Origin of the sequence: Rhodococcus sp. Z13 (genome assembly GCF_025837095.1) — a bacterium.
Taxonomy (GTDB): domain Bacteria; phylum Actinomycetota; class Actinomycetes; order Mycobacteriales; family Mycobacteriaceae; genus Rhodococcus; species Rhodococcus sacchari.
In genome coordinates this window covers 682702-709457 of sequence record NZ_CP107551.1, presented here as the reverse complement: position 1 = coordinate 709457, position 26756 = coordinate 682702, and the positions used below count along the sequence as shown (strand labels likewise).

Here is a 26756-nt window from a genome sequence, read left to right as displayed (position 1 = left end):
CCGACCACACAGTCACCGGCCCCACAGCCTCCCGCTGCGGCGCAGTCACCGGTGGTACCGCCCGGAACCTCGGCACCACCCGGACCCGCGGCACCGCAGCATCCGGCGGCGCCGGTTCCGCCGCGGATCCAGACCCCTCCGCGGCCTCCTGCTGCGCCCCCGTCGCAGGCTTCCGTCCCGGTTCCCCCGCCGGGCCCGCAGCCCACGCGTGTACCGCAGGCTTCACAGCCTCCGCAGGTGCCGTCCGCTCCCCCGGTTCCGCCGCCGGTCGCCCCGCCCCGCGCCGCGATCCCGTCGGACGACAGTCCCACGGTGAAGATCGACCCCGCTGCGGCGATCGACCCCGCTGCAGCGATCGACCCTGCTGCAGCGATCGACCCTGTTGCAGCGATCGACTCAGCCGAAGCCGTACCCGCCGCGGCCGTTCCCGCGCCCGACGAGGATCCGGCACCGGCCGCCGACTCCGGAACGACCGCACACCGTGCCGCGCGTCCCCGGCCGGTGGGCCGCAGCGACGTCAGCCGTCTCGCCCAGAGCAAGCAGCGCAAGCAACGCCGGTGGCGCACGGCGGCGCGGGCCGCCGTCGCGTTCGTGTCGGTCGTGGCCCTCGTCGGCACCGGGTCGGTGTGGAGTTACGTGCGGTCCACCGAGGCCGGTCTGTCCCAGATCGCCGCCCTGGACACCGACTCGAGCGACATCGTCGACCCCATCGGGCAGACCGGTGACGAGACCTATCTGATCGTCGGCACCGACACCCGCGCAGGCGCCAGCGGTGAGATGGGTGCCGGTACCGTCGAGGACGCCGAGGGCGCCCGCGCCGACACCGTGATCCTCGTGAACATCCCGGCCGACCGCAGCCGCGTGGTCGCGGTCTCGTTCCCCCGCGACCTCGACGTCGAACGTCCGGTCTGCCGCGAGTGGGACAGCAACACCGGCGAGTACGGCAGCGAACTGTATCCCGCCGCCGACGGCGACAAGCTCAACGCCACCTACGCGCTGGGCGGACCGAAGTGCCTGGTCAAGGTGATCCAGAAGATGTCCGGCCTGAAGATCGGGCACTTCGTGGGAATCGACTTCGCCGGCTTCGAATCGATGGTCGACGAGATCGGCGGTGTCGAGGTGTGCACCCCGATCCCGCTCATCGACAACGAGCTCGGCACCGTCATCGAGACCCCCGGCCGGCACACCCTCGGCGGTCGCGACGCCCTGAACTACGTGCGCGCCCGCAAGATCGACTCGGAGGGCAACAGCGACTACGGGCGCATCACCCGCCAGCAGAAGTTCCTCTCCTCGCTGCTGCGGTCGACCTTGTCGAACAAGGTGCTGCTCGACCCCGGCAAGCTCAACGGCCTCGTCGGTGCTTTCACCCGCGCGACCTTCGTCGAGAACGTCAACGCCGAGTCGCTCGTGAAGCTGGCCCGGTCGATGCAGAACGTCGACGCCGGCGCGGTGTCGTTCCTGACCGTCCCCACGGCCGGCACCAACGACTGGGGCAACGAGATCCCCCGCCTCGACGACATCGAGGCGATCTTCACCGCCATCATCGACGACCTGCCGCTGCCCGGTGAGAAGCGGGAAGTGGACGACGACGCGGCCACGTCGGCGGCCCCCGCCGAACCGCTTCCGCCGCAGGTCGCCGTCGACCCGTCGATCATCCCGGTGCAGGTCTCGAACGCCTCCGGTGTCTCCGGTCTCGCGGCGCAGACCGCGGAGACCGTCGCGGCCTACGGCTTCCCCGTCTACTCGGTGGGCAACTACGCGTCGGGAACCAGCACCAGGACGGTGATCCGGTTCGCCGCGGGCAACGAGGTCGAGGCCGCGACGGTCGCCTCCGCCTTCCCCGGCGCGGTCCTGCAGGAGGCTCCGGCCTCCGCGCAGCTGGGCAGCATCATCGAGATCGTGCTCGGCACCAGCTTCGACGGCACCGTCGTCCCTCCCGCCGAGGCCGGCACGCAGCTCGGGCCGCTGGAGATCCAGTCGCAGACCGACTCGGCCGTGGAGCTGCCCGCGGACCTCGCGATCACCAACGCCGCCGACGATCTCTGCACGTAGCGGGGTGGTCGGGCGATCCGCCGAGGCCGCCTCGTGTTCATCTCCGGTTCATCCGATGCTCGCTGACCGGACCCGTCCGGGTCGTAGGCTGTGCCATTATGCGCGTCGCCTACAACGAACAGATGGTCGAGCTCGGGAATCTCCTCGGTGAGATGGCCGGGCTCGCCGGAACCGCGATGGAGCGGTCCACCCGAGCCCTTCTCGAAGCCGATCTCGCCGTCGCCGAGCAGGTGATCGACGAGCACGAGAAGATCACCACCCTCGGCGCGACCTGTGAGGAGAAGGCGTTCCAGCTGCTCGCCCTGCAAGGGCCGGTCGCCGGCGACCTGCGGGCGGTGGTCAGCGGCATCCAGATCGTCGCCGACATCGACCGCATGGGCGCCCTGGCCCTGCACATCGCGAAGGCCACCCGCCGCCGCCATCCCCAGCACGTCCTGCCGGACGAGGTGAAGGGTTACTTCGCGGAGATGGGACGGATCGCCGTGGCCCTCGGCGCCGCGACCCGCGAGATCCTCGAGACGCGCGATCCGGCGCGGGCCGCCCGCCTCCACCACGAGGACGAGGCGATGGACGATCTGCACCGGCATCTGTTCACCGTGCTCATGGACCGGGAGTGGGAGCACGGTGTCGCCGCGGCCGTCGACGTCACCCTGCTCGGCCGCTACTACGAGCGGTTCGCCGACCACGCCGTGGAGGTGGGCCGCCGGGTCATCTTCCTGGTCACCGGCAAGCTGCCCACCGAGGAGGAGATCCACCGCCTCGGCGAGAAGGCCGACCGTCTCGCGGTATATCCCGAGAACTCCTGATCCCCTGCTGCGAAAGGGCCCCGGCCGGACGAGTTCCGGTCGGGGCCCTTTCGCAGGAGTGGTGGTCGCGTGGCCTATCCGAAGCGGCCCGAGATGTAGTCCTCGGTGGCCTTCTTGCTCGGGTTCGAGAAGATCTTCTCGGTGTCGTCGATCTCCACGAGGCCGCCCGGGCGACCGGTGGCCTCGAGGTTGAAGAACGCCGTCTGGTCGCTGACACGCGCGGCCTGCTGCATGTTGTGCGTGACGATGACGATCGTGAAGTCCTTCTTCAGCTCCCCGATCAGATCCTCGATGGCCAGCGTCGAGATCGGGTCGAGAGCCGAGCAGGGCTCGTCCATGAGCAGCACGTCGGGCTGGACCGCGATGGCTCGGGCGATGCACAGACGCTGCTGCTGTCCCCCGGACAGGCCACCACCGGGCTTGTCGAGACGGTCTTTGACCTCGTTCCACAGGTTGGCGCCGCGCAGCGACTTCTCGGCGACCTCGTCGAGGGTCTTCCGGTCGCGGACCCCCTGGAGCTTGAGGCCGGCGACGACGTTGTCGCGGATGGACATCGTGGGGAACGGGTTGGGGCGCTGGAAGACCATGCCGATCGTCTTGCGTACACCCACCGGGTCGACGTTCGAGCCGTAGATGTCCTCGCCGTCGAGGAGGATCGAACCCTCGACGCGGGCGCCGGGCGTCACCTCGTGCATGCGGTTGATGGACCGCAGCACAGTGGACTTGCCGCAGCCGGACGGGCCGATGAACGCGGTGACGCTGCGCGGCGGCACGGACAGCGTCACGTCGGCCACGGCGTGGAACTTCCCGTAGTAGATGTTGACGTCCTTGAGATCCAGGCGCTTGGCCATGAACCGGCTCCCTACTGGTGTATCGGGGGTGAGAAGAGGTCTGAAAGGGTTACTTCCGGGAACCGACCTGCGAGTACCGGCTGATCAGCTTCGCGGCGATGTTGAGGACCGCGATGACGAGGATCAGGGTGAGCGCGGCACCCCAGATGCGCTGGGAACCGGCGGCGGTCGGGTTGTTCATCTCGGCGACCATGACACCCGGGAGGGTGCCCTGCTCACCGCCGAACAGGTCGAAATTGATGAAGGGGGCGTAGCCCACGAGGATCAGCAGCGGCGCGGTCTCACCCATGACGCGGGCCAGGGCCAGCATGATGCCGGTGACGATGCCGGCGAGCGAGGTGGGCAGCACGATCCGGGCGATGGTCTTCCACTTCGGCACGCCGAGGGCGTAGGACGCCTCGCGCAGATCCTGCGGCACGATCCGCAGCATCTCTTCCGTGCTGCGCACCACGACCGGCACCATCAGCAGCACCAGGGCGAGGGCCACCGCGAAACCCGACTTGGGCATGCCAAAGGTCGACACCCACAGGGCGTAGACGAACAGCGCCGCGACGATCGAAGGGACACCGCTGAGGATGTCGACCATGAACGTGGTGATCCGCCCCAGCTTCGACCCGCCCGCGTACTCGACGAGGTAGATCGCGACGAACACACCGAGCGGGATCGAGATGACCGCGCAGACCAGTCCCTGCAGCAGGGTGCCGACCAGCGCGTGGTAGATGCCACCGCCCGTCGAGGAGGCCGTCAGGCCGCTGAGCGAGTGCGTGAACCAGGTCGCCGACAACAGCGCCGGCAGGCCCTTCGCGATCACGGTGATCAGCACCCAGGCCAGCGGCACGAGCGCGACGAGGACCGACAGGGTCACCAGCACGGTGGCGGCGACGTCCTTGATCCGGCGGCGGCCGCCGACCTTCTGGAAGGTGGGGGTCTTGACCGGAGAGACGAGCGTGGTGGTCGACACGGGGTCAGTCCTTCTTTCCTGCGACGATCATGCGCGCGGCGGCGTTGACCACGAAGGTGAGCACGAACAGTACGAGACCGGCGGCGATGTAGGCGCCGGCCTGGATGTCGTTGTTGAACTCGGCATAGCCGAGGGCGATCTTGGAGGCGATGGTCGCGCCGCCGTCGAACAGCGACCACGAGAACGGCTGCGAGGTGGTGCGCAGGATGAGGTAGAGCGCCATGGTCTCGCCGAGCGCGCGGCCGAGACCGAGCATCGACCCGCTGATGTAGCCGGACTTGCCGAACGGGATGACGGCGGTGCGCACCACTTCCCAGCGGGTGGCGCCGAGCGCGAGGGCGGCCTCGACGTGGGAGACGGGAGTCTGCACGAACACCTCGCGGCTGACCGCGGCGATCGTCGGCAGGATCATCACGGCCAGGACGATGCCCGCGGTGAAGATCGTGCCGCCACCCATGATGGAGCCGCTTCCGGTCGCGAACAGCGGGAACCAGCCGAGGTTGGTGTTGAGCCATTCCGCGACGGGACGCAGGAAGGGTGCGAGGACGAGCATGCCCCACAGGCCGTAGACGATGGACGGGACCGCGGCGAGCAGGTCGATCACGTACGCGAGCGGTTTCCGGACGCGATCCGGGCAGTACATCGTCAGGAAGATCGCGATGCCGAGGGCGACGGGCATCGCCAGGGCCAGCGCGAAGAGCGAGACGAGGACCGTCACCTGGAACAGGTCGAGGACACCGAACGCCATGTCGGCGACGTCCTGGGTGATCCATTCGCGGCTGGTGAGGAAGTTGACCTGGTTGCGTTCCAGGGCGGGCACGGCGCGCCACACCAGGAAGACGGCGATGGCGCCGATGATCACGGAGATCAGGACGGCCGAGCCGGTGGCCAGTGAACCGAAGATCCTGTCGCCCGGGCGCACGACCGTCTTGCGGGTGCGTTCCGGTGAGGGTGGGGTACCGATCGTGTCCTCCGTGCTGCCGGTGGGGCCGCCCGTTCCCGAGCGGGTCGGTTCGTCGGTCGAGAGAGGAACCGACGTGACAGGCGCGTCACTCATGTGCGCTCTCAATCCTTCTCAGCGTATTCGGCAGCGACGGTCGGGTCGATGATCGGTTGGTCACTCTGCAGTGATCGCGTCGATCGACTCGGTGAGCCGGGTCTTGAAGGTCTCCGGCAGCGGGACGTAGCCCTGCTCGGCGAGCCCGTCCTGGCCTTCGGTCGCGGCGGAGATCAGGAAGGACTTCACGGCGGCAGCGGTGTCGGCGTCGTATCCGGCGGAGCAGACGATCTCGTAGGTGGCGAGCACCAGCGGGTAGGCGCCCTCCTCGGAGCTGCCGAAGATCGACGACAGGTCCAGAGTCAGGTCGCCCTCGGAGGCCGGGACGAACTCGGCGCCCTCGATCGCCTTGCCGGCGGTCTCCTCGGTCAGCTCGACGGGGCCGGAGCCGTTGTCGATCCGCGCGACGGACAGACCGTTCTGGTCGGCGAAGGACTTCTCGACGTAGGTGATGGAGTTCGGTGAACCGGCCACGGCCTGGGCGACACCGGCCGAGCCCTTCGCGCCCTCTCCGACCCCGCCGGTGAAGTCGGATCCGGCACCGCTGGTCCAGGCGCCGTTCGACGCGGTCTCGAGGTACTGCTGGAAGTTGTCGGTGGTGCCCGACGAGTCGGACCGCACGATCGGGGTGATGCCGGCGTCCGGCAGCTCGATCCCCTCGTTGAGGGCGGCGATGGCCGGGTCGTTCCACTTCGTGATCGAGCCGTTGAAGATCTTCGCTGTGGTCTCGGCGTCGAGCACGAGGTCGTCGACACCGTCGATGTTGTAGGCCAGGGCGACCGGGCCGAAGACCAGCGGCAGGTTCCAGGCGGGGTTGCCTGCGCAGCGCTCGGCGGCCTGCGCGGCCTGCTCCCCCGTGATCGCGGAGTCGGAACCGGCGAAGTCGATCTGCTTCGCGGCGAACTGGGTGCGGCCGTCGCCGGAACCGGTGGGGTTGTACGCGACGTTGACGTTCGCGCCCTTCTGATTGCACACCGCGATGTAGGTGGACACGAACTGGTCCATGGCGTTCTTCTGCGCCGAGGACCCCGCGGACGACAGGTTGGCCTTGCCGTCGCAGGTGGCGGCGGAGGCGGACGCGTCGACGTCCACGGAGCCGGAGTTGTCGTCGGTACCGCACGCGGCGAGGGTGAGGGCACCCGCGGCCACCGCACCGAGCAGAGCAACCTTGCGCTCGAGATTCACCTGTTCTCCTTCGGACGTCGCTCCACGACCGCGCCGATGGGCGCGGGCCGGGGCTGATCCCCGGCCCGAAGAAGAAGCTAGAAGCGTCCGGTGGCCAACCGGACGACCGAAGGTGAACGGAACGTGAACAGGACGGATACACCTGGCGATGGTGTGTCGACGATCACCCGGAACCGCTCGCGGAGCGAGCAGGACTATGTCCGCGCGTACGCGACGTCGACGTGGAACCGCTCGAAGCCGAGCTTGCCGTAGGTGTTCAGAGCGGCGGTGTTGTCGCCCTCGACGTACAGCAGCACCGTGGGCAGCCCGCGGTCGCGCAGGTGGTGCAGGCCGGCGAGGGTGAGCAGGCGCCCGAGTCCCCGGCCCTGCGCCTCCGGGTCGATGCCCACGACGTACACCTCGCCGAGCTCCGGGTCGGAGGCGGTGGCGGGGTGCACCTTGGTCCAGTGGAAGCCCAGCAGCCGGTCGGGGTCGGCGGGGTCGAACGCGAGGAACAGGCCCTCCGGGTCGAACCACGACTCGCGGCGGCGGTCCTCGACGTCGGAGGCGGTCCACCGGCCCTGCTCGGGATGCCAGGAGAAGGCGGCGGCGTTGACACGGAGCAGTTCGGCGTCGTCCTGCGGGCCGGCGTAGGTGCGCAGCAGCACCGAGTCCGGGACCTCGAGTGCGGGCAGGTCGGGTTCGGTGAGCGACCGGCGCATCTGCAGCAGCTCGCGCACCCCGGTCAGGCCGAGATGCCGTGCGACCGCCTGCGCGGCGGGCAGGTCGCCGTGCGCCCAGACCCGGGTGCCGTCGCCGCCCTCGTCGAGCGCCCGCGCCACGAGGTCCCGGCCGAGGCCGTGGCCGCGGCGCGGCGGGTCGACGACGACCTCGGCCATCGCGGGATGCCCGTCCTGCGCGGGCACGACGTTGGCATAGCCGGTGACGGTGCCGTCCTCGGCCACGGCGACGAGGTGCCGCGCGCCGAGATCGCGGGTGAGCGAGTGCACCGCCTGCTCGGAGATCGGCGCGGTGCCGTCGGTCTCCGTGGCGCGCGCCAGCAGGGCGCGCACGGCGTCGACGTGATCGGCGGAGGGACGGACGACGAAATCCGGGGAGAGGCTCATTCCACGAATTGTGCCCCGGAATCCCCCGGCTCGGCGTCGTCGAGGAAGGTGTCGTCGAGATCGATGTCGTCGGCGTCGGCGTCGGCGTCGGCGTCGGCCACGGTGCTGCCGCCCTTGCCGGCTCGGGTGGAGGGGCGGACCGCCTTGTAACCGACGTTGCGGACGGTGCCGATCAGCGCCTCGTGCTCGGGGCCGAGCTTGGCGCGCAGACGACGGACGTGCACGTCGACGGTGCGGGTGCCGCCGAAGAAGTCGTAGCCCCACACCTCCTGCAGCAGCTGGGCGCGGGTGAACACCCGGCCGGCGTGCTGCGCGAGGTACTTCAGGAGCTCGAATTCCTTGTAGGTCAGGTCGAGGGGGCGTCCCCGCAGTCGGGCGGTGTAGGTGCCCTCGTCGATGGTGAGTTCGCCGAGGGTGATCTTGCCGGTGTGCTCCGGCCCCACCGGACCGCCGGTCCGTCCGATCAGCAGTCGCAGACGCGCGTCGAGTTCGGCCGGTCCCGTCGTGGAGAGCAGAATGTCGTCGAGGCCCCATTCGGGGTTGACGGCGACCAGGCCACCTTCGGTGAGCACCGCGACCACAGGAATTGCCGAGCCCGTGCTTCCGAGCAACCGACACAGTCCCCGCGCTGCCGCGAGGTCGGATCGGGCATCGACGATGGCGATGTCCGCGGAACCCGCCTCCAGCAGGGAGGACACCTCTGTCGGGGCCGGCCTGACCGTGTGCGCGAGCAGTGCGAGCGACGGAAGGACGGCGTCCGGATTCGGGTCGGAGGTCAGAAGGAGCAGCTCCACTGGGCCTCCATTTCTTCGCGCGACCTGCGCGGATCGTGGTCGTCTACGTTGTGGTACACAGTAACGCTCCTTTTGTTACCGGCATGTAAGCAGAAGAATTCCCGGGTACGACGCCAGCAGCGTACGGCCACGGCACCCGTCCGCGCGCGTCCGACACAATGGGGGCGTGCGCAAACTCCTCTTCGGTCTCGTCGTCCTGCTCGGCCTCGCCGTCCTCGCCGACTGCGGGGCGGCGGCCTGGTCCGAGTACCGCGTCTCCCGCGCGCTGCGCGAGGGCGGGACGCTGGAGGCCGATCCGGCCGTGACGATCCACGGTTTCCCGTTCCTCCTCCAGGCCCGCAACGGCCACTACGAGAACGTCGAGATCGTGGCCGACAACTTCCACACCGAGCTGCTCGGGGACATCACGGTCGAGGCCAATCTCATCGGTGCGCACGCCGCGGCCGGCGACGTGCTCGACGGGTCGATCCGGTCCGTTCCCGTCGACCTGCTCTACGGCCGCATCCTGATCGACGCGACCGAACTCGGACAGCTCTACGGCATCCCTGACCTGCAGGTTTCCGCCCCGCCCGAGAACAAGTCCGACGGCACGGGCGGCTCCGGCGGGTCCGGCCCGACCACCGCCGGCGGCGTCGTCCTCACCGGCACGGTGCCCATCGGACCGGAGGAGGCGACGGTCAGCGTCCAGGCCGATCTGATCCTCGACGGCGACCGCGTCCACATCGTCGCGTCGGATCTGTACTTCGGGCCCGAGGGCCGTGCCGACTTCACGGTCCCGGAGATCCTGAAGCCCACCGTGCTCGGTCTGTTCACCACCACGATCGAGCCGCAGAATCTGCCCTTCGGGGTCCGGCCCACGTCGGTCGAGGCGCGCGGGTCGCGCATCGTCGTCGAGGGCGAGGTCCACGACACCGTCATCGATCTGCAGGAGGTGCAGACGCCGGCATGATCGCACTCGTCGTTCTTCTCGTCGTGATTGTCGCCACACTCGGCGCCGGGATGCTCCTGCGCGTCCGGTCGGGCACCTTCCGCGCCGTCGACGCCGGCGCCGCGGCCCCCGAACTCGATCCGGTGCTCGCCGCGGTCGGGGTCGGGGTCGGCGTACCGGTGGTCCTGCACTTCTCCGCGTCCTGGTGCGGACCCTGCGCGGCGGTGCGCCGCGTGGTCACGCAGGTACTCGACACCGCACCGGGCAGCGCCCGCGACGTCGAACTGGATCTCGACGAGAACCCGCTGCCGGCAAGGAAACTCGGTGTGCTGTCGCTGCCCACGACGTTCGTCTTCGACGGAGCGGGCCGGGAGCGGTTCCGCGCGTCGGGTGTGCCGACCGCGGAGGACCTGCGCACGGCCCTCGCCTCCCTGTGATCCCCGGGGGTTCTCTCCTGCGGCAAGTCGGCTAAACTGCCACACGTGCAGAACCGCCACGAGCTGATGCTCACCCGACGCCGCGCAGTCGATCTGTGCCGCCTCGGTGGCTGTTGTTGTCCCTGCTGTTGACCGTTCCGGCGACCTTTCCGTAGCGGCGGCCCGTACCGCCCCACACACGAATCGCCCGCGGTCCACCGTCGATCACCGCCCAGCGATATCGATTCCAGCAGGAGTTTCCCCATGTCCGGTACCACCTCCGGAACGCCCGTCCGACAGGTCGACGTTCGAGGTCCCCGTTTCGCAGCCTGGATCACCACCGGTGTCCTCGTCGTCGCCCTGGTCGCCGCTGCGTTCTCTCCCGTCGCGGCGGCCGTGATCCTGGCCGTCCAGACGATCGTGTTCGCGCTCGGAGCAGCGCTCGGGCCGCGCCGCAGCCCGTACGGTGCGCTCTTCGCCCGTCTCGTCGCTCCCCGCCTCGGTGCTCCGACCGAGACCGAGCCGGTGGAGCCGCTGCGGTTCGCGCAGCTGGTCGGATTCGTCTTCGCCGCCGTCGGAACCGTCGGGTTCCTCACCGGCGCGGTCGTTCTGGGGGCGGTCGCCGCAGGGTTCGCCCTGTTCGCGGCACTGCTCAACGCCGCTTTCGGTGTCTGCCTGGGCTGCCGTATCTACCCGCTGATCGCCCGAATGCGTCGCGTGGCCGCCTGACCGGCGGTCACCGACCGACATCCCGTACATCCTCACCGGCGCGGGGGATCCTCCGCGTGCCGGGACAGAAACTCGCAGATCCATCACCCGAAAGGAACATCCATGGCTCGCTCCGACGTCCTGGTCTCCGCCGACTGGGCCGAGCAGAACCTCGGCACCCCGAAGGTCGTCTTCGTCGAGGTCGACGAGGACACCAGCGCCTACGACGGTGGGCACATCGAGGGTGCCGTCAAGCTCGACTGGCGCAAGGACCTGCAGGACGGCGTCCGCCGCGACTTCCTGAACCGCGAGCAGTTCTCCGAGCTGCTCTCCCGCAAGGGCATCGCCAACGACGACACCGTCGTGCTCTACGGCGGTAACAACAACTGGTTCGCCGCCTACGCCTACTGGTACTTCAAGATCTACGGGCACAAGGACGTCAAGCTCATCGACGGTGGCCGCAAGAAGTGGGAGCTCGACGGCCGTCCGCTGTCGAAGGACGAGGTCACCCGCCCGGCCACCGAGTACAAGGCCGCCGAGCCCGACCACTCGATCCGCGCCTTCCGCGACGAGGTGATCGACTCGATCGGCACCAAGAACATCGTCGACGTGCGCTCGCCCGACGAGTTCTCCGGCAAGATCCTCGCCCCGGCCCACCTCCCGCAGGAGCAGGCCCAGCAGCGCGGCCACGTCCCCGGTGCCATCAACATCCCGTGGAGCACCACCGCCAACGAGGACGGCACCTTCAAGTCCGACGAGGAACTCGAGAAGCTGTACGCCGAGAAGGGCTTCGACGACAGCAAGGAGACCATCGCCTACTGCCGTATCGGCGAGCGCTCGAGCCACACCTGGTTCGTGCTGCAGGAGATCCTCGGCAAGAAGAACGTCAAGAACTACGACGGCAGCTGGGTCGAGTACGGCTCGCTCGTCGGCGCCCCGATCGAACTGGAGGTCAACTGATCATGTGCGGAGCCCCCGTCCAGACCCAGACCCTGCCCGCCGGCGTGGACACCGAGAAGGAGACGGTCATCACCGGCCGTGTCCTGAACGCCGACGGTGAGCCCGTGGGCGGCGCCTTCGTGCGTCTGCTCGACAGCACCGACGAGTTCACCGCCGAGGTCGTCGCCTCGGCGACCGGCGACTTCCGTTTCTTCGCCGCCCCCGGCGACTGGAAGGTCCGTGCGCTGTCGAGCTCCGGCAACGGCACCGCGACCGTGAGCCCGACGGCTCCCGGCGTGCACAACGTCGACGTGACGGTCGCCAAGTAGTCACACGGACGACCGACCGAAGGGCCCCGCTCCGGTGGAGCGGGGCCCTTCGTCGTGCGGTGGAAAGTACGCCGTCTAGAATGACCGCGTGGTCATCTTCTTCGAAATTCTCCTGGTCGTCGCGGCGGTGCTCATCACCTGGTTCGCGCTGTACACCATCTACCGCGTCGTCACCGACGGATCGTGACCGGCGCCGGATCGGACGGCGGCGCGCGACGTAGCGGCGACGAGGCCATCGCTCGGGCGGCCGAACGCGCACGCGTCACCGCAGAGCTCAACATCCCCGTTCTCGAGGGACTGCCGGGCGCCGAGGACACCGCGAACCTGCGGCTCGGTCCGGATCTGAACCCCGCCCTGCTCGCGGTCCTGCCGATGGTCGGCGTGTGGCGCGGCGAGGGCGAGGCCAACGATCCCGAGACCGGCGACTACCCGTTCGGTCAGCAGATCGTCGTCGCACACAACGGCGGGGAGTTCCTCACCTGGGAGGCCCGGTCGTGGCGTCTCGACGAGTCCGGGGCGTACGTCGCCGAGGACCGTCGTGAGAGCGGCTTCTGGCGGGTGTCCGGCAAGGGTGCTCCCGGCAGCGACGATCCCGAGACCCTGGAGCTGCTGCTGACGCACAGCTCCGGTGTGGTCGAGCTGTACTACGGCACCGCGCTGACGCAGTCCTCCTGGGAGGTCGCGACCGACGTCGTCATCCGTACCAAGTCCGGTGAGGTCGTCGGCGGCGCCAAGCGTCTCTACGGCATCGTGGACGGCGGCGATCTGGCCTACGTCGAGGAGCGGGTCACCGCCGACGGCGAGCTGAAGCCCCGAATGTCCGCGCGGCTGACGCGCTACGTCGGCTGACCGCGGCGGCTCCGCACTCCCTCCGCGAACACACCGCCGGGAACGCTTCCCCGAACGCGGACGACCCCCGAGCCGTGTCGCCGGGACGGATCGCTCCGTCGTACCGGTGATCCCGATCGGACGGATCGGGGACTCGGGGGCCGGGTGACTACCTGGGATTCGCCAGCCGCACGCGCGGTCGGTGAATTCCGTCGTCGGCGAGCAGCTAGCGGGTAGCCACCTCACGCGTCCGAATATCTACCACTTTCAGACCACCTCCTTCCTCGTGTACCAGCGAAACTACGCTCGGTTCACGAGGCGGGCAACGCATTTTTCTCGACGCGAACAACCCGGTCGGCTGCGGTGTCACAGGGCAGCCGGTGCGTGACGACCACGACACTGCGATCCGGGTCCACGAGACCGGCCTCCCGGTCGAGGAGCCGGCGCTGCAACTGCTCCGCCGCCTCGTCGTCGAGATGCTCGGTGGGTTCGTCGAGCAGCAGGATCTGTGCCGGCGACAGCAGCGCCCGGGCCAGCAGGATGCGTCTCCGCTGACCACCGGAGACCGTCCGGGCTCCCGCACCGAGCACGGTGTGGACGCCGTCCGGCAACCCGTCCACCCACTCCCCCAGCCCGACCGCGGCGAGGGCGGTGCGTGCCTCGTCCTCGTCGATGTCCCCCCGCGCGACCCGCAGGTTCTCGAGGATCGACGTGTCGAACAGGTGCGCGTCCTCGGCGAAGAAACCGATGCGGCGGCGCAGGGCGTCCGGATCCACGTCGACGAGGTCGGTGCCGTCGAGGGTGACCGCCCCGGCGCGGGGCGGGAGCAGTCCCGCCAGGGTCATCAGGGCGGTGGTCTTGCCGCTGCCGCTGCTCCCGACGATCGCGATCCGGCTGCCGGAGGGCACGTCGAGATCTAGCGGTGCGGTGACCGTCCCGTCCGGCCAGCCGCTGCACAACCCCACGGCCTGCAGCCGGCCCGGCCCGTCGGCCGGTGCGGTGCCGCGCGGCACCGGGCGATCCGCCCGGTCGAGCAGGTCCACGATCCGCCCGGCCGCCGAGCGGGCCCGGTTGAGGGTCTGGGCCGCAGCCGGGAGCACGGAGGTGGCCTCGAAGGCCGACAGCGGCAGCAGCACGAGCACACCCAGGGTGGTCGGGCTCATCGCGTCGGGGGCGGAGCCGAAGACGGTGATGCCGATCAGCAGCGACCCGAGGACGCTCGCCCCGACGGCGAGGGGTGCCGCGGCGTCGGCGAACGCCGAGGGAACCGCCGACCGGTCGGTGGCGCGGACCGACGCGACGTTCGAGGCGCGGGCCCGGCGTGCGAGCGGCGCCAGCCGTCCCGCGACCCGCAGTTCCGCCGCGTGGTCGAGGACGGTGACGGCGTCCTCGGTGAACCGGGTGCGTGCGGCGTCGGCGCGGGCGTCGGCGGTGGCGGCCGCCCGCGCGGACAGCCAGGGTGCCAGCACTCCCGCGACGAGCAGGGCGACGGCGAGCACCGCCCCGGCGGCGGGTGTGATGACCGCGAGGGTCACCACCGCCGCGACGGACAGCACCGCGGCCACGGCGATGGGCACGAGGGCGCGGACCACCACGTCCCCGAGCGCGTCGACGTCGGATCCGGTGCGGGCGAGCAGGTCGCCGCGGCCCAGTCCGGCCGCGGCGGCGGGATCGCCCTCGGCGAGTCGCCGGTAGAGGTTCGCGCGAGCCGAGGTGGTGCCGCGCAGCGCGGTCTCGTGGGTGGCCAGTCGCTCGAAGTAGCGGAACAGCCCGCGGGAGATGCCCAGGGCGCGCACGGCGACGACGGCGACGGTCAGGTCGAGCACCGGCGGCATCTCCCAGGCGCGGACGATCAGCCAGGCCGACAGGCCCGCCAGCAGCAGGGCGCTGCCGAGGGTCGCGACGCCGGCGGCGACGGCCGTCAGGACACGCCGGGATTCGAGTTCGAGCAGGGCCATGGCGCGACGCAGATCGTTCATCGGGACACCTCCTCGCCCGCCCGTGCGGCGTCCGCACGCTCGGAGTGGACGGTGACGATCTCGTCGGCGATCGAGAGCAGGGTGGGTCGGTGCGCGACCACCACCACGGTGCGACCGGCACGGGCGAGTTCGCGCAGGGTGGCGAGCACGGTGGCCTCGGAGTCGGGGTCGAGATGGGCGGTGGGCTCGTCGAGCAGCAGCACCGAGCGTGGCGACGCGAGAGTGCGGGTGAGGGCGAGCCGCTGACGCTGCCCGAGTGACAGTCCGGTTCCGCCCGTTCCGACGCGGGTGTCCCAGCCGTCCGGTAGCTCGGCCAGAACCGCGTCGAATCCCGTTGCGGCACAAACCTCGTCGAGAAGGTCCGAGTCGGGGTCGGCGCCGGTGAGCCGCAGGTTGTCGGCGAGGGTGCCGGGCAGCAGCACCGGTCGCTGCGGCAGCCACGCGACGCGGCTCCACCACGCCTCGTCGCCGTGGACGGGGGTGCCGTCGACGGTGACCGAGCCCTCCGCGAGGTCGGCGAGGCCGAGCACGGCGAGCAGGGTCGAGGACTTGCCGGCGCCGTTGGCGCCGGTGAGCGCGGTGATCCGGCCGGGCCGGCACACGGCGTCGAGCCGGTGCGGTGCGTGCCCGTCGCGACCGGCGACGGACACACCGGCGAGGACGATCTCGCAGGCCGTGGCGGGGCCGGCGGGCTGCGCTTCCGGGCCCGGGTCCGCCCGGTCGGCGGGCGGGACGGCGTCGAGCACGGCGAACGCCTTCTCGGCGGCGGCCATCCCGTCCTCGGCGGCGTGGAACCTGCTGCCCACGGTGCGCAGCGGCAGGTACGCCTCGGGGGCGAGGATCAGCGCGACGATCCCGGCCTCGAGCGGCATGGAACCGTTCACCAGCCGCATGCCGATGCTCACCGCGACCAACGCGACCGACAGGGTCGCCAGGAACTCCAGCACCGTCCCGGACAGGAAGGCGACGCGCAACGCGGACATCGTGGTCTTCCGGTGGTCGTCGCCGAGTTCGCGGACCCGGGCGGCCGGGCCCTTCTCCCTGCCGAGGGCGCGCAGCGTCGGCAGTCCGGCGAGCAGGTCGAGCAGTTGCGACGACAGGGTGGTCATCGCGCGCAGCGTGCGGTCGGCCTTCCCCTTGGTGAGCAGGCCGATGAGGATCATGAAGATCGGGATGAGCGGCAGGGTGACGACGACGATGATCGCCGACGTGAGGTCGTGCAGGGCGATGACGACGATCGTCACCGGGGTGAGGATCACGGCGAGGATCAGCGCCGGGATGTAGCCGGTGAGATAGTCCTTCAGCCCGTCGAGTCCGCGGGTGAGGACGACGGCGATCTCGTCGCGGCGTGGATCGAGTTCGCGGGGCGGGAGATCCGCGGCCGCGGTCAGCACGGCGTGTTCGAGTTCGGTGACGACGCGGGTCGCCGAGCGGTGCGCGAACCGCGACTGCAGCCACGTCACCGCGACCCGCACGGCGATCGCCCCGGCGAGCACCGCCAGATCGCGGGACCAGTCGCCGACGGACCGGGCGTCGGTGGTGATGACGCCCGCGAGCACCCGGCCGATCACCAGGGCGGTGACCACGACCATCACGACGTCGACCACCGAGGTGAGCACGGACAGCGCGAGATATCCGCGCGCCGAGGCGGAGCGGCGCCACAACCGCGGATCCACCGGCCCCCGCCGGCGCGCGGTGGCGCCGGCGGGGGTGACGGACGGATCGGCCGGGCGGGTGAGGGTCACTTCGAGCCGATCTTCAGCCCGATCGAGTGCGGGATGTGGTCGGTCGACAGACGCTGACGGAACACCCAGTAGGTCCAACCCTGGTAGGCCAGGACGACCGGCGTCATGAATGCGGCGGCCCACGTCATGACCTTCAGAGTGTAGGGGCTCGACGAGGCGTTCTCGATGGTCAGCGACCAGGACGGGTCGAGTGTCGAGGGCATGACGTTCGGGAAGAGCGACGCGAACAGCAGCACCGAGGTCGCGACGATCGCGACGGTGGTGAACACGAACGCCCAGCCCTCCCGTGCGGCGGCGGTCAGTGCGACCACCGCGAGCAGGGAGACTCCTGCCACGGCGACGAGCGCGATCGTCCAGCCCTTGCCGTAGGCGATCTGGGTCCACACCACGAACGCACCGGCGACGAGGACCGCCGGCACGGCCAGCTTCCGGGACAGAGCCACCGCGTCGGTGCGGACCGGCCCCTCGGTCTTCAGTGCGATGAAGACCGCACCGTGCAGGGCGAAGACGATCGCGGTGGTCGCGCCGCCGAGCAGGGCGTAGGGATTGAGCAGGTCGAAGAAGCCGCCGACGTACTGCTTGTCGGCGTCGATCGCGACGCCGCGCACGATGTTCGCGAAGGCGACACCCCACAGCACGGCGGGCACCCACGAGCCGAACATGATGCCCAGATCGCAGCGGCGACGCCAGGCCGGGTCGTCGATCTTGCCGCGCCATTCGATGGCGCACACCCGCACGATCAGGGCGAGCAGGATCAGCAACAGCGGCAGGTAGAAACCGGAGAACAGGGTGGCGTACCACTCGGGGAACGCGGCGAACAGGGCACCGCCGGCGGTGATGAGCCAGACCTCGTTGCCGTCCCAGACCGGGCCGATTGTGTTGAGCAGCACCCGGCGGCGGGTGTCCGCCTCCGGGCTGCTGCCCCGGCCGAGGACGGGGAAGTGCATGCCGACGCCGAAGTCGAAGCCTTCGAGGACGAAGTAGCCCGTGAACAGAACTGCGATGAGGATGAACCAGACTTCCTGGAGTCCCATGTCCGCACTCTCCTAGTACGCGAAGGACAGCTGCTTGGGCTGCGTGTCGTCGGTGTCGTCGTCGGTGCCCGGCGGCTGGGCGTCGTGCTCCTGCGGGCCTTCCATCGCGTACTTGCGGATGAGCCAGAACCACACCACGCCGAGCGCCGCGTAGACGAGGGTGAAGGCGATCAGCGAGGTGAGCACCGCTCCGGCCGCGTGGTCGGAGACACCCTGATCGACGGTCAGCCGGATCATGTCCACGCCGGTCGGATTCGGGTGCACCACCCAGGGCTGGCGGCCCATCTCGGTGAAGATCCAGCCGGCGCTGTTGGCGAGGAAGGGCGTGGGGATCGCGATGATCGACAGCCGCGAGAACCACTTCTGGTCGGGGACCCGGCCGCCGCGGGTGACCCACAGCCCGGCCAGGGCCAGTGCCGCGGATCCGGCGGCGAGGCCGATCATCGCGCGGAACGACCAGTAGGTGACGAACAGGTTGGGCTTGTAGTTGCCGGGGCCGAATTGCTCCTCGTACTGCGCCTGCAGGTCCTCGACACCTTCGAGGGTCACATCGGTGAATTCGCCCTGCGCGAGGAAGGGCAGCACGTAGGGCACGTCGAGGACGTGGATCACGCCGTCGCAGTCGTTGTGCGTACCGATGGTGAGGATCGAGAAGTTGGGATCCGTCTCGGTGTGGCACAGGGATTCGGCCGAGGCCATCTTCATCGGCTGCTGCTCGAACATGAGCTTGGCCTGGATGTCGCCAGTGACGAAGAGTCCGATGCCGGAGATGATCATGACCATCAGGCCGAGGCGGGTGGCGGGGCGGAACAGCCCGCGGGCGTCGTCCTCGAGTCGCTGGGCCTCACCGGGTTCGGTGGCGCGGATCGCGGCGGCGCGACGCATGTTGCGGACCATCCACCATCCACCGATGCCGGCGATGAACGTTGCGGCGGTGAGGAATCCGCCGGTGGCGGCGTGAGGGAACGCGGCCAGCGCGGTGTTGTTGGTGAGCAGTTCCCAGATGCTCGTCAGCTCGGCGCGTCCGGTCTCGGGGTTGTAGGTGGCCCCGACGGGATGCTGCATGAACGAGTTCGCCGCGATGATGAAGAAGGCGGAGGCGTTCACGCCGATCGCGACGAACCAGATCGTCGCGAGGTGAACGAGTTTCGGCAGGCGCGTCCAGCCGAAGATCCACAGGCCGAGGAAGGTCGACTCCATGAAGAAGGCGACGAGGCCTTCGAGTGCGAGGGTGCGCCGAAGACGTCCCCCACGAACCGGGAGTACTCGCTCCAGTTCATGCCGAACTGGAACTCCTGCACGATGCCGGTGGCGACACCGAGCGCGAAGTTGATGAGGAACATCTTCCCGAAGAACTTCGTGAGGCGGTACCAGTGGTCCTTGCCGGTGACCACCCACATCGTCTGCATGATCGCGACGAGCGGCGCGAGGCCGATCGTCAGCGGCACGAGGATGAAGTGATACACCGTCGTGATCCCGAACTGCCACCGGGACAGATCCAACACGTCCATTGCCACTCCGAGGTGAGGCCCCGAGTACAGAGGGAATCCGGAGCGCGGGCCTACGCTCCGGTTCTCGGTCGCACGGGTACGCCTCGCTCGGAGGCCGACCCGCTACTACCGAATGTAGTAGCGAAAGGGTGGAGGGGAACCCGTTCGTGTCGCCGGACACATCGGACACACATCACATCGTGCGCCGTCCCCCCCGCGACAGCACAATCGCGCTCAGCGCGCCGCGTCGACCGCCTCGTCCACCAGCTTCTCGAGCTCCCCCACAGGGAAGCGCGGCGTCAGCGCGTGCCCGTCGAGGGTGTGCACGCGCACCGCCAGAGCCACACTCGAGATCAGCCACACCCCGTCGGCGACCACCAGATCCGCCGGGCGCAGCGGCTCGTACCGCGCCACCAGATCCCGCTCCCCCGCAAGGTCGAACAGCGCCTGCTGCGTCGTGCCGGGCAGGATGCCCTGCTCGGGCGGCGGGGTGACGAGCGACCGGCCCCGCGCGACGAGCACCGTCGACCGCGGACCCTCGAGCACGTATCCCTCGGAGCTGGTGAAGACGACGTCGTCGGCGCCGACCGACTCGGCGTGCCGCAGCGCCGCCATGTTCGTCGCATACGACAACGTCTTGGCCCCCAGCAGCTGCCAGGGCGCCCGCTGCGCCAGATCCGCGGAGAAACCCCGCTCGAGCGTCACCACCGACACGCCGTCGCGGCGGGCCTTCTCGACCCGCTCGGCGACCGGGGTCATCAACAGGAAGGCCGTCGGGACGTCGGCTCCTTCACGGCCACGCGTGTAGACCAGCCGCAACACGCCCTCGCGCTCGTCGCCCCACTCCTTCAACGCCACGCCGATCGCCCGGCGCCACGCATCGCGGTCGGGTTCGAGCAGGTCCGCAGCCTCGGCGGAAGCCGCGAGACGCGCCAGGTGCAGTTCGACGGCGCACGCCCGTCCCTTCCGGACGAGCAGGGTCTCGAACACGCCGTCGCCACGCAGAACTCCGAAATCGTCGGCGTGCAGCAGGGGTGCGTCGGCATCCCTGACCTCGCCGTCCAATGTCACCAGCACGCGGTCAGCCATGGCCTCCACCCTAGCCACTGACCGCCCCTCGGCCCGGTTCCCCATAGACTGGTGTCGTGACCGAGTCTCCGATCGTGTCCGAGAGTCCCCTGCTCGCCCTTCCCGATGCGGTCGCTTCGCCCGCCGAGGGCCCCGATGCCGGACTGCCCTGGCACTACGGCGATCCACTGGGCGAACAGCGCGCAGCCTCCACCGGAGCCGCCGTGGTGGACCGCTCCACCCGCTTCGTCATCGCAGTTCCCGGCGAGGAGCGCCTGAGCTGGCTGCACACCATCTCGAGCCAGCACGTGGCCGCCCTCCCCGACGGCACGTCCGCGGAGAACCTGAGCCTCGACGCCAACGGCCGCATCGAACACCACTTCGTGCAGACCGACCTCGACGGCGTCACCTGGATCGACACCGAACCCGCCCGCGGCGCCGACCTGCTGGCCTTCCTGAAGAAGATGGTCTTCTGGTCCAAGGCCGAACCCCGGGACGGCAACGAACTGGCCGTACTGACGCTGCTGGGCCCCGACACGCGACGCCCGGAGGTTGCGGCGGCCCTCGGCCTAGACTCGCTGCCCGACCGGCCCTACGCCGCGGTCGCCCTGCCCGGCGGCGGTTTCGTGCGGCGGATGCCCTGGCCCACCGACGACGCCTTCGACCTGCTGGTCCCCCGCGACAGGCTGGCCGGGATCGTCACCGCGCTCACCGGCGCCGGCGTCCGGCCGGCCGGCACGTGGGCGTTCGAGGCGCTGCGCGTCGAGTCGCTGCGCCCGCGTATCGGAGTGGACACCGACGACCGCACCATCCCGCACGAGGCCCGCTGGATCGGCGGACCCGCCGAGCACGGCGCAGTCCACCTCGACAAGGGTTGCTATCGCGGGCAGGAGACCGTCGCCCGCGTGCACAATCTCGGCAAGCCGCCGCGGCATCTCGTGCTGCTGCACCTCGACGGCTCCGCGGACGGGCGCCCCGAGACGGGTGAGGCCGTTACCGCCGGGGGCCGTCCCGTCGGCCGGATCGGCACCGTCGTCGACCACTTCGAACTCGGGCCCATCGCCCTGGCCCTCGTCAAGCGCACGATCACCCCGGACACCGCGCTCGTCGCCGGACCGTGCGCGGCCTCCATCGACCCGGACTCCGTACCACCGGACGAGGGTGTACCGGCAGGAAGGGCAGCGGTCGACCGGTTGCGCGGCCGGTGACCGCGCCACGGACGCGGTCGACGGCCGCCGGCAGCGTGGTCGCCGTGTGCGTGGTGCACACGCTGCGGGAGACCGGGCTGCGACGCAATCCCGTCACCGCCATCGACAAGCGGCCCGTGGACGGGCCGGTGCACGTCGGTGAACTCGGCCTGATCGGCGACCGCCAGTGCGACACCGCCAACCACGGCGGTGTCTTCAAAGCCGTCTACGCCTACTCGCAGGACGAGTCCCGGCGCTGGGGCGCCGAGCTCGGCCGGGAACTGCCCGTCGGCTGGTTCGGCGAGAACCTCCACGTGGCCGGGTTCTCCGCCAGCGAGGCGGTCGTCGGCGAGCGGTGGCGTGTCGGTGACGGCGGGTTGCTGCTCGAGGTGACCGGACCCCGCAATCCCTGCCGCACCTTCGGCATCTGGGCGGACGAGGACGATTGGGCGAAGCGGTTCGTCGCGCGCGGCGACTGCGGTGCCTATCTGAAGGTGGTCGCCGAGGGCCCGGTGCGGGCGGGCGACGCCGTCGTCGTCGAGAACGTCCCCGCGCACGGCGCGACCGTCCGGGACCTGTTCACCTTCGACGGTCACGAGCGTGTCGCCGCGATGCTCGAACAGCAGACCGATCTCGCGCCCACCGTCGCGGAGCGGGCCCGGCGCATCGTCGGACAGACGCAGAAGGGAGTGGACCGTTGAGTGTCGAACTGGTCGAGGTGGTGCGGTCCGGTTTCCGGGAGTGCGTCCACCGCGGGTCGCTGATCGTGCTCGACCCGGCCGGGGAGGTCGTGGTCTCGCTCGGCGAGGTCCACACGCCGATCTACCCGCGCTCGTCGAACAAGCCTCTGCAGGCGGTCGCGCTGCTGCGGGCCGGATTCGTCCCACGGGACAGCGCCGAGCTGGCGATCGCCACCGCCTCCCACGAGGGCGAGACCGAGCACGTCGAGGCGGTGCAGCGCCTGCTGGACGGGGCCGGTTTCACGGAGACCGACCTGGCGTGCCCGGCGGACGTGCCCGGCAACGAGCGGGCCCGCGCCGAGGTGCTCGCCTCCGGCGGGGAGCGTCGGCCGGTCTACATGAACTGTTCCGGCAAACACGCGGCCATGCTCGCCGCGTGCGCCGCGAACGGCTGGGACACCGCCGGCTACACCGACGCCGGCCATCCGCTGCAGCAGCTGGTGACCGAGACCGTCCTGGAGCTGGCGGACGACGTCGAGGACACCGATCTGGGTGTCGACGGATGCGGTCTGCCGATCGTGCCGATGCCGCTGTTCAACCTCGCCCGCGCCTACTCACGGCTCGTCACCGCCCAGCCCGGCACGCCCGAGCGGGCTGTCGCCGACGCCGTGCGCGAGCATCCCTTCCTGATCTCCGGCTCCGGCAAGGACGATCTCGAGCTGATGGGCGCCGTGGACGGACTGCTGTGCAAGGCGGGCGCCGACGGCATCCACGCCGGGGCGCTGCCGAACGGCACGGCCTTCGCCTTCAAGATCGACGACGGGCACGAGCGGGCCCGTCTCCCCCTCACCGCCGCCCTGCTCCAGCGGCTCGCCACCAGTGAACTCGGCCACACCGCGACGTTCGATGTCGAGCGGCTCGCCGGACTCGCGTCGCAGCCCGTTCTCGGTGGTGGAGTGCGTGTCGGCACGGTTCGTGCTGTCCCGGGGGTGTTCTGAAGAGGCATCTTTCTCACAGTCCGCACACCGTTCGCGCAGGTCGGAGTTCGTTATGAGACGTAACGGACACCGGCCTTCCCGGTCGTGGGAGGCGGAAGAGCGTTTTCCACGCTAAAGTGGGCTCCAGGAAAATACTCAACGAACCGGGGCCGCCACTTCCCCAGGCCGCCCCGTCAAAGCGCGAGGGGGTTGGCCATGGGCCGCGGCCGGGCTAAGGCAAAGCAGACCAAGGTTGCACGGCAACTCAAGTACAGCTCGCCGTCCACCGACTTCGAGAGCCTCCAGCGAGAGCTGTCGGGCGCAGCACCCAACTCGCAGCGGGACGAGGTCTTCGCCGATCAGCGTTCCGGTTGGGACGACGATTACGACGACGACTGGCGTCGCTGACCTACATCATTCTCTCCGACGGAGGGGGTAGCCGACTTCCGGCTCCCCCTCCGTCGGTGGTGTAGTCCGCGTACGCCGGGGGCTGTCTCGCCGGCAACGCCGCGAGACCACGCGACCGTCGGAAGATCCGTCGGCACGGCCGAATCCACGAGCGGCGTCGAATCCACGGACACAGTCGAATTCGCGATACCGCCGAATTCGACGGCACTGCCGATCCCTCGACACGGTCGGATCCGTGGACACAGCCGAAGGACACGACGAAAGGCCGGTTCCCACCTTCCGTGGGAACCGGCCTTTCGTCGTGTCCGGAGCGCCGCTGAGAGCGTCAGAAGCGGGGGTGGTCCCCGAGCAGCACGGCGCGCTCATCGGAGCCGTCCTGGGCCTTACGGACGGTGCCGAGGGTCCAGCAGTCGATGTGCCGGGCGGTGAGCACGGCCAGCGCGCGGTCGACGTCCTCGGGGGCGACGATCGCGACCATGCCGACGCCCATGTTGAACGTCTTCTCCATCTCGGCCCGCTCGACGCGGCCGCGCTGGGCGATGAGCCCGAACACCGGCGCGGGGCTCCACGTGGTGCGGTCGAGCTCGGCGACGAGACCCTTCGGCATCACGCGCGCGAGGTTCGCGGCCAGACCGCCACCGGTGACGTGGCAGAAGGTGCGCACCTCGGTCTCGGCGGCGAGCGCCAGGCAGTCCTTGGCGTAGATGCGGGTCGGCTCGAGCAGCTCCTCACCGAGGGTGCGGCCGAACTCGTCGACGTGCGCCGTCAGGCTCATCTTGTCGATGTCGAGCAGCACCTTGCGGGCCAGCGAGTAGCCGTTCGAGTGCAGGCCCGAGGAGCCCATGGCGATGACGACGTCGCCGGGGCGCACGCGCTCGGGGCCGAGCAGCTTGTCGGCCTCGACGATGCCCACACCGGTGGCGGACAGGTCGTAGTCGTCGGCGGCCATCACACCGGGGTGCTCGGCGGTCTCGCCGCCGAGCAGCGCGCAGCCGGCCTGGACGCAGCCCTCGGCGATGCCCGCGACGATCTCCGCCACGCGCTCGGGGACGACCCGGCCGACGGCGATGTAATCCTGCAGGAAGAGCGGCTCCGCACCGCACACCACGAGGTCGTCGACGACCATCGCGACGAGGTCGAGCCCCACGGTGTCGTGCTTGTCGAGCGCCTGGGCGACGGCCAGCTTGGTGCCGACACCGTCGGTGGACGCCGCGAGCAGCGGCTCCTTGTATCCGCCCTTGAGGGCGAACAGACCGGCGAACCCTCCCAGGCCGCCCAGGACCTCCGGGCGGGTGGCCCTCTTCGCGTGCGGCGCGAACAGTTCGACGGCACGGTCACCGGCCTCGATGTCCACGCCCGCAGCGGCGTAGGAAGCTCCGGGGGTTGCGTCCTCGGTCATGAGTTGTCGGCTCCAGCCTCGAGTTGTATCGATCTATGAACGTTGGCTACGTGGTGCGAACGGGCACCCGTGTCCGGGCATGCGAAACACGCGCCGCACAGTGCCGACCGCGGCACTTACGGTACCCGACCAGCTTCTACGGACGGCTGAGAACGTCCGCGTTGTCGTTGTCGAGAACGGTCGGGGTGGCGGAGTCGGTGTCGACGACGCCTTCGAGAACATCCTTGCCCACTGCGTGTTCGGTGGGGAGTTCGATCGGGTAGTGCCCGTCGAAACACGCAGCGCACAAACGGGATGCGGGCTGTTCGGTGGCGCCGATCATGCCGTCGATCGAGATGTAACCGAGCGAGTCGGCACCGATCGAGCGGCGCACCATCTCGACCATCTCGTCGTAGTCGTGACCCTCCTCGACGCTGTCGCGGGTGCCCGCACCGTTGGCGATCAGCTCGGCCGGCGACGCGAAGTCGATGCCGTAGAAGCAGGGCCACTTGACCGGCGGCGAGGCGATGCGCACGTGGATCTCGAGGGCACCGGCCTCGCGGAGCATCCGGATCAGGGCGCGCTGGGTGTTGCCGCGCACGATCGAATCGTCGACCACGACGAGGCGCTTGCCGCGGATGACCTCACGCAGCGGGTTGAGCTTGAGGCGGATACCGAGCTGGCGGATCGTCTGGCTCGGCTGGATGAAGGTACGGCCGACGTAGGCGTTCTTCATCAGGCCCTGGCCGTAGGGCAGACCCGAGCCCTGCGCATAACCGACCGCGGCCGGCGTGCCCGACTCGGGAACCGGGATGACGAGATCGGCGTCGATCGGGTGTTCCTTCGCGAGCCGGCGGCCGATCTCGACGCGGGTCGCATGCACGGAGCGACCGGCGATCGTCGAGTCGGGGCGGGCAAGGTAGACGTACTCGAAGACGCAGCCCTTGGGCTCGGGGTTCGCGAACCGCGACGACCGCACGCCGTCGGCGTCGATCGCGAGGAGCTCACCGGGCTCGATGTCGCGGACGAAGGACGCACCGACGATGTCGAGGGCGGCGGTCTCGCTGGCGACGACCCAGCCGCGGTCGAGGCGGCCGAGGCTCAGCGGGCGGATGCCCCACGGGTCGCGGGCCGCGTACAGGGTGTGCTCGTCCATGAAGGTCAGGCAGAACGCGCCGCGCAGCTGCGGCAGCAGCTCCATGGCGGCTTCCTCGAGCGTCGCGGTGCGGGCACCGTGGGCGAGCAGCGCGCCGATGGTGTCGGAGTCCGAGGTCGCGGCACCCGGCCGGGTCGGATCCAGCACACCGAGGCGACGGCCGCGCTCGGCCAGCTCCGCGGTGTTGACGAGGTTGCCGTTGTGCCCGAGCGCGACGCCGGAACCCGCGGCGGTGGTACGGAAGATCGGCTGCGCGTTCTCCCAGGTGGTCGAACCCGTGGTGGAGTAACGGCAGTGGCCGATGGCGATGTGGCCGGTCATCGCGGCGAGCGTCTGCTCGTCGAAGACCTGGCTCACGAGACCGAGGTCCTTGAACACGAGCACCTGCGAACCGTCGGCCACGGCGATGCCCGCAGCCTCCTGTCCACGGTGCTGCAGAGCGTAGAGACCGTAATAGGTGAGCTTGGACACGTCCTCGCCGGGAGCCCACACACCGAAGACACCGCACTCCTCGCGCGGCTCGTTCTCGGGTTCCGTGGAGGCGAGAAGATTACGTGTGTGGACCGACAGATCGGCACTGGTCACGGACGTGCTCCCTGGGGCTGGACAAAGCGGGGCACCCTCCATTCTACGGCCACCGAGGGGGTGCTCCCGCCCTCGTGAGCAGACCGACCGTCCGGCAGGTCACAGCCGC

The 26756-nt window shown here is 69.9% G+C and carries 25 protein-coding genes and 1 pseudogene; 13 read left to right on the top strand and 13 right to left on the bottom strand.

Annotation, left to right across the window (positions count from 1 at the left end; translation table 11 throughout):
• Positions 1-237 precede the first annotated feature (237 nt).
• Complete coding sequence (locus OED52_RS03320) at positions 238-2052, top strand: LCP family protein (RefSeq protein WP_264153279.1); 1815 nt, start codon at positions 238-240, stop codon at positions 2050-2052.
• Positions 2053-2150: 98 nt separating this feature from the next.
• A complete protein-coding gene (gene phoU, locus OED52_RS03315) occupies positions 2151-2858 on the top strand; it encodes a phosphate signaling complex protein PhoU (RefSeq protein WP_264153278.1) in 708 nt (235 codons plus the stop codon).
• 74 nt (positions 2859-2932) lie between these two features.
• Here the strand turns inward: phoU and pstB are convergent, their stop codons facing one another.
• The 6 genes from pstB to OED52_RS03285 all read right to left on the bottom strand — a co-directional run bounded on the left by pstB (position 2933) and on the right by OED52_RS03285 (position 8812).
• Positions 2933-3709, bottom strand: coding sequence for a phosphate ABC transporter ATP-binding protein PstB (gene pstB, locus OED52_RS03310; protein WP_264153277.1), 777 nt, complete (start codon positions 3707-3709; stop codon positions 2933-2935).
• A gap of 49 nt (positions 3710-3758) precedes the next feature.
• The gene (pstA, locus tag OED52_RS03305; RefSeq protein ID WP_264153276.1) at positions 3759-4670 is read right to left on the bottom strand and encodes a phosphate ABC transporter permease PstA; all 912 of its coding nucleotides are present in this window, start codon (positions 4668-4670) and stop codon (positions 3759-3761) included.
• Positions 4671-4674: 4 nt separating this feature from the next.
• Positions 4675-5727: a phosphate ABC transporter permease subunit PstC gene (gene pstC / locus OED52_RS03300; RefSeq protein ID WP_264153275.1), complete on the bottom strand. Its 1053-nt coding sequence runs from the start codon at positions 5725-5727 to the stop codon at positions 4675-4677.
• 60 nt (positions 5728-5787) lie between these two features.
• Positions 5788-6912, bottom strand: coding sequence for a phosphate ABC transporter substrate-binding protein PstS (pstS, locus tag OED52_RS03295; protein ID WP_264153274.1), 1125 nt, complete (start codon positions 6910-6912; stop codon positions 5788-5790).
• A gap of 194 nt (positions 6913-7106) precedes the next feature.
• Positions 7107-8018, bottom strand: a complete 912-nt coding sequence (gene mshD, locus OED52_RS03290) for a mycothiol synthase (RefSeq protein ID WP_264153273.1) — start codon at positions 8016-8018, stop codon at positions 7107-7109.
• Positions 8015-8812, bottom strand: a complete 798-nt coding sequence (locus OED52_RS03285) for a winged helix-turn-helix transcriptional regulator (protein WP_264153272.1) — start codon at positions 8810-8812, stop codon at positions 8015-8017. The genes mshD and OED52_RS03285 overlap by 4 nt, the downstream gene beginning before the upstream one ends.
• 166 nt (positions 8813-8978) lie before the next feature.
• On the opposite strand from OED52_RS03285, the gene OED52_RS03280 reads away from it, so the two are divergent.
• The 7 genes from OED52_RS03280 to OED52_RS03255 all read left to right on the top strand — a co-directional run bounded on the left by OED52_RS03280 (position 8979) and on the right by OED52_RS03255 (position 12981).
• Positions 8979-9761 carry an LmeA family phospholipid-binding protein gene (locus tag OED52_RS03280; protein ID WP_264153271.1) on the top strand — a complete coding sequence of 261 codons (783 nt, stop codon included), beginning with the start codon at positions 8979-8981 and terminating at the stop codon, positions 9759-9761.
• Entirely contained in the window at positions 9758-10177 is a 420-nt protein-coding gene (locus OED52_RS03275; RefSeq protein WP_264153270.1) for a thioredoxin family protein, read from the top strand. The genes OED52_RS03280 and OED52_RS03275 overlap by 4 nt, the downstream gene beginning before the upstream one ends.
• Before the next feature lie 45 nt (positions 10178-10222).
• Positions 10223-10309 (top strand): putative leader peptide, encoded by an 87-nt coding sequence (locus OED52_RS20790; protein ID WP_374112298.1) that lies wholly within the window; start codon positions 10223-10225, stop codon positions 10307-10309.
• 111 nt (positions 10310-10420) lie between these two features.
• Positions 10421-10885 (top strand): DUF4395 domain-containing protein, encoded by a 465-nt coding sequence (locus OED52_RS03270; RefSeq protein ID WP_264153269.1) that lies wholly within the window; start codon positions 10421-10423, stop codon positions 10883-10885.
• Positions 10886-10987: 102 nt separating this feature from the next.
• The gene (locus OED52_RS03265; RefSeq protein WP_264153268.1) at positions 10988-11824 is read left to right on the top strand and encodes a sulfurtransferase; all 837 of its coding nucleotides are present in this window, start codon (positions 10988-10990) and stop codon (positions 11822-11824) included.
• A 2-nt stretch (positions 11825-11826) separates the two neighbouring features.
• Complete coding sequence (locus tag OED52_RS03260; protein WP_264153267.1) at positions 11827-12132, top strand: DUF1416 domain-containing protein; 306 nt, start codon at positions 11827-11829, stop codon at positions 12130-12132.
• A 183-nt stretch (positions 12133-12315) separates the two neighbouring features.
• A complete protein-coding gene (locus OED52_RS03255) occupies positions 12316-12981 on the top strand; it encodes a heme-binding beta-barrel domain-containing protein (protein WP_264153266.1) in 666 nt (221 codons plus the stop codon).
• Between the two features lie 290 nt (positions 12982-13271).
• On the opposite strand, the gene cydC is transcribed toward OED52_RS03255, so the two are convergent.
• The 5 genes and pseudogenes from cydC to OED52_RS03230 form a co-directional block, all read right to left on the bottom strand.
• A complete protein-coding gene (gene cydC / locus OED52_RS03250; RefSeq protein ID WP_264153265.1) occupies positions 13272-14939 on the bottom strand; it encodes a thiol reductant ABC exporter subunit CydC in 1668 nt (555 codons plus the stop codon).
• Positions 14936-16684: a thiol reductant ABC exporter subunit CydD gene (gene cydD / locus OED52_RS03245; RefSeq protein ID WP_264153264.1), complete on the bottom strand. Its 1749-nt coding sequence runs from the start codon at positions 16682-16684 to the stop codon at positions 14936-14938. Before cydD ends, cydC begins: the two co-directional genes overlap by 4 nt.
• Positions 16681-17718 carry a cytochrome d ubiquinol oxidase subunit II gene (gene cydB / locus OED52_RS03240; protein ID WP_264153263.1) on the bottom strand — a complete coding sequence of 346 codons (1038 nt, stop codon included), beginning with the start codon at positions 17716-17718 and terminating at the stop codon, positions 16681-16683. The genes cydD and cydB overlap by 4 nt, the downstream gene beginning before the upstream one ends.
• A gap of 12 nt (positions 17719-17730) precedes the next feature.
• Positions 17731-19229 (bottom strand): annotated as a pseudogene (locus OED52_RS03235) (cytochrome ubiquinol oxidase subunit I).
• Between the two features lie 213 nt (positions 19230-19442).
• Positions 19443-20297 carry an aminodeoxychorismate lyase gene (locus OED52_RS03230; protein WP_264153262.1) on the bottom strand — a complete coding sequence of 285 codons (855 nt, stop codon included), beginning with the start codon at positions 20295-20297 and terminating at the stop codon, positions 19443-19445.
• Positions 20298-20353: 56 nt separating this feature from the next.
• On the opposite strand from OED52_RS03230, the gene ygfZ reads away from it, so the two are divergent.
• The 4 genes from ygfZ (at position 20354) to OED52_RS03210 (ending at position 23528) form a co-directional block, all read left to right on the top strand.
• Positions 20354-21484, top strand: a complete 1131-nt coding sequence (ygfZ, locus tag OED52_RS03225) for a CAF17-like 4Fe-4S cluster assembly/insertion protein YgfZ (RefSeq protein ID WP_264153261.1) — start codon at positions 20354-20356, stop codon at positions 21482-21484.
• Positions 21481-22164 (top strand): MOSC domain-containing protein, encoded by a 684-nt coding sequence (locus OED52_RS03220; protein WP_264153260.1) that lies wholly within the window; start codon positions 21481-21483, stop codon positions 22162-22164. Before ygfZ ends, OED52_RS03220 begins: the two co-directional genes overlap by 4 nt.
• The gene (locus OED52_RS03215) at positions 22161-23141 is read left to right on the top strand and encodes an asparaginase (protein WP_264153259.1); all 981 of its coding nucleotides are present in this window, start codon (positions 22161-22163) and stop codon (positions 23139-23141) included. Before OED52_RS03220 ends, OED52_RS03215 begins: the two co-directional genes overlap by 4 nt.
• A 195-nt stretch (positions 23142-23336) precedes the next feature.
• A complete protein-coding gene (locus OED52_RS03210) occupies positions 23337-23528 on the top strand; it encodes a DUF3073 domain-containing protein (protein WP_264153258.1) in 192 nt (63 codons plus the stop codon).
• Between the two features lie 325 nt (positions 23529-23853).
• On the opposite strand, the gene purM is transcribed toward OED52_RS03210, so the two are convergent.
• The gene (gene purM / locus OED52_RS03205) at positions 23854-24927 is read right to left on the bottom strand and encodes a phosphoribosylformylglycinamidine cyclo-ligase (protein WP_264153257.1); all 1074 of its coding nucleotides are present in this window, start codon (positions 24925-24927) and stop codon (positions 23854-23856) included.
• A 136-nt stretch (positions 24928-25063) separates the two neighbouring features.
• Entirely contained in the window at positions 25064-26647 is a 1584-nt protein-coding gene (purF, locus tag OED52_RS03200) for an amidophosphoribosyltransferase (RefSeq protein ID WP_264153256.1), read from the bottom strand.
• Between the last annotated feature and the right edge of the window lie 109 nt (positions 26648-26756).

Bases quoted from the DNA above. Each gene is read 5' to 3' on its own strand.
- purM (WP_264153257.1), bottom strand. From the start codon at position 24,927: ATGACCGAGGACGCAACCCCCGGAGCTTCCTACGCCGCTGCGGGCGTG.
- OED52_RS03270 (WP_264153269.1), top strand. From the start codon at position 10,421: ATGTCCGGTACCACCTCCGGAACGCCCGTCCGACAGGTCGACGTTCGA.
- pstB (WP_264153277.1), bottom strand. From the start codon at position 3,709: ATGGCCAAGCGCCTGGATCTCAAGGACGTCAACATCTACTACGGGAAG.
- OED52_RS03265 (WP_264153268.1), top strand. From the start codon at position 10,988: ATGGCTCGCTCCGACGTCCTGGTCTCCGCCGACTGGGCCGAGCAGAAC.
- OED52_RS03210 (WP_264153258.1), top strand. From the start codon at position 23,337: ATGGGCCGCGGCCGGGCTAAGGCAAAGCAGACCAAGGTTGCACGGCAA.
- mshD (WP_264153273.1), bottom strand. From the start codon at position 8,018: ATGAGCCTCTCCCCGGATTTCGTCGTCCGTCCCTCCGCCGATCACGTC.
- cydC (WP_264153265.1), bottom strand. From the start codon at position 14,939: ATGAACGATCTGCGTCGCGCCATGGCCCTGCTCGAACTCGAATCCCGG.
- pstC (WP_264153275.1), bottom strand. From the start codon at position 5,727: ATGAGTGACGCGCCTGTCACGTCGGTTCCTCTCTCGACCGACGAACCG.
- OED52_RS03260 (WP_264153267.1), top strand. From the start codon at position 11,827: ATGTGCGGAGCCCCCGTCCAGACCCAGACCCTGCCCGCCGGCGTGGAC.
- OED52_RS03275 (WP_264153270.1), top strand. From the start codon at position 9,758: ATGATCGCACTCGTCGTTCTTCTCGTCGTGATTGTCGCCACACTCGGC.
- phoU (WP_264153278.1), top strand. From the start codon at position 2,151: ATGCGCGTCGCCTACAACGAACAGATGGTCGAGCTCGGGAATCTCCTC.
- cydB (WP_264153263.1), bottom strand. From the start codon at position 17,718: ATGGGACTCCAGGAAGTCTGGTTCATCCTCATCGCAGTTCTGTTCACG.
- OED52_RS03230 (WP_264153262.1), bottom strand. From the start codon at position 20,297: ATGGCTGACCGCGTGCTGGTGACATTGGACGGCGAGGTCAGGGATGCC.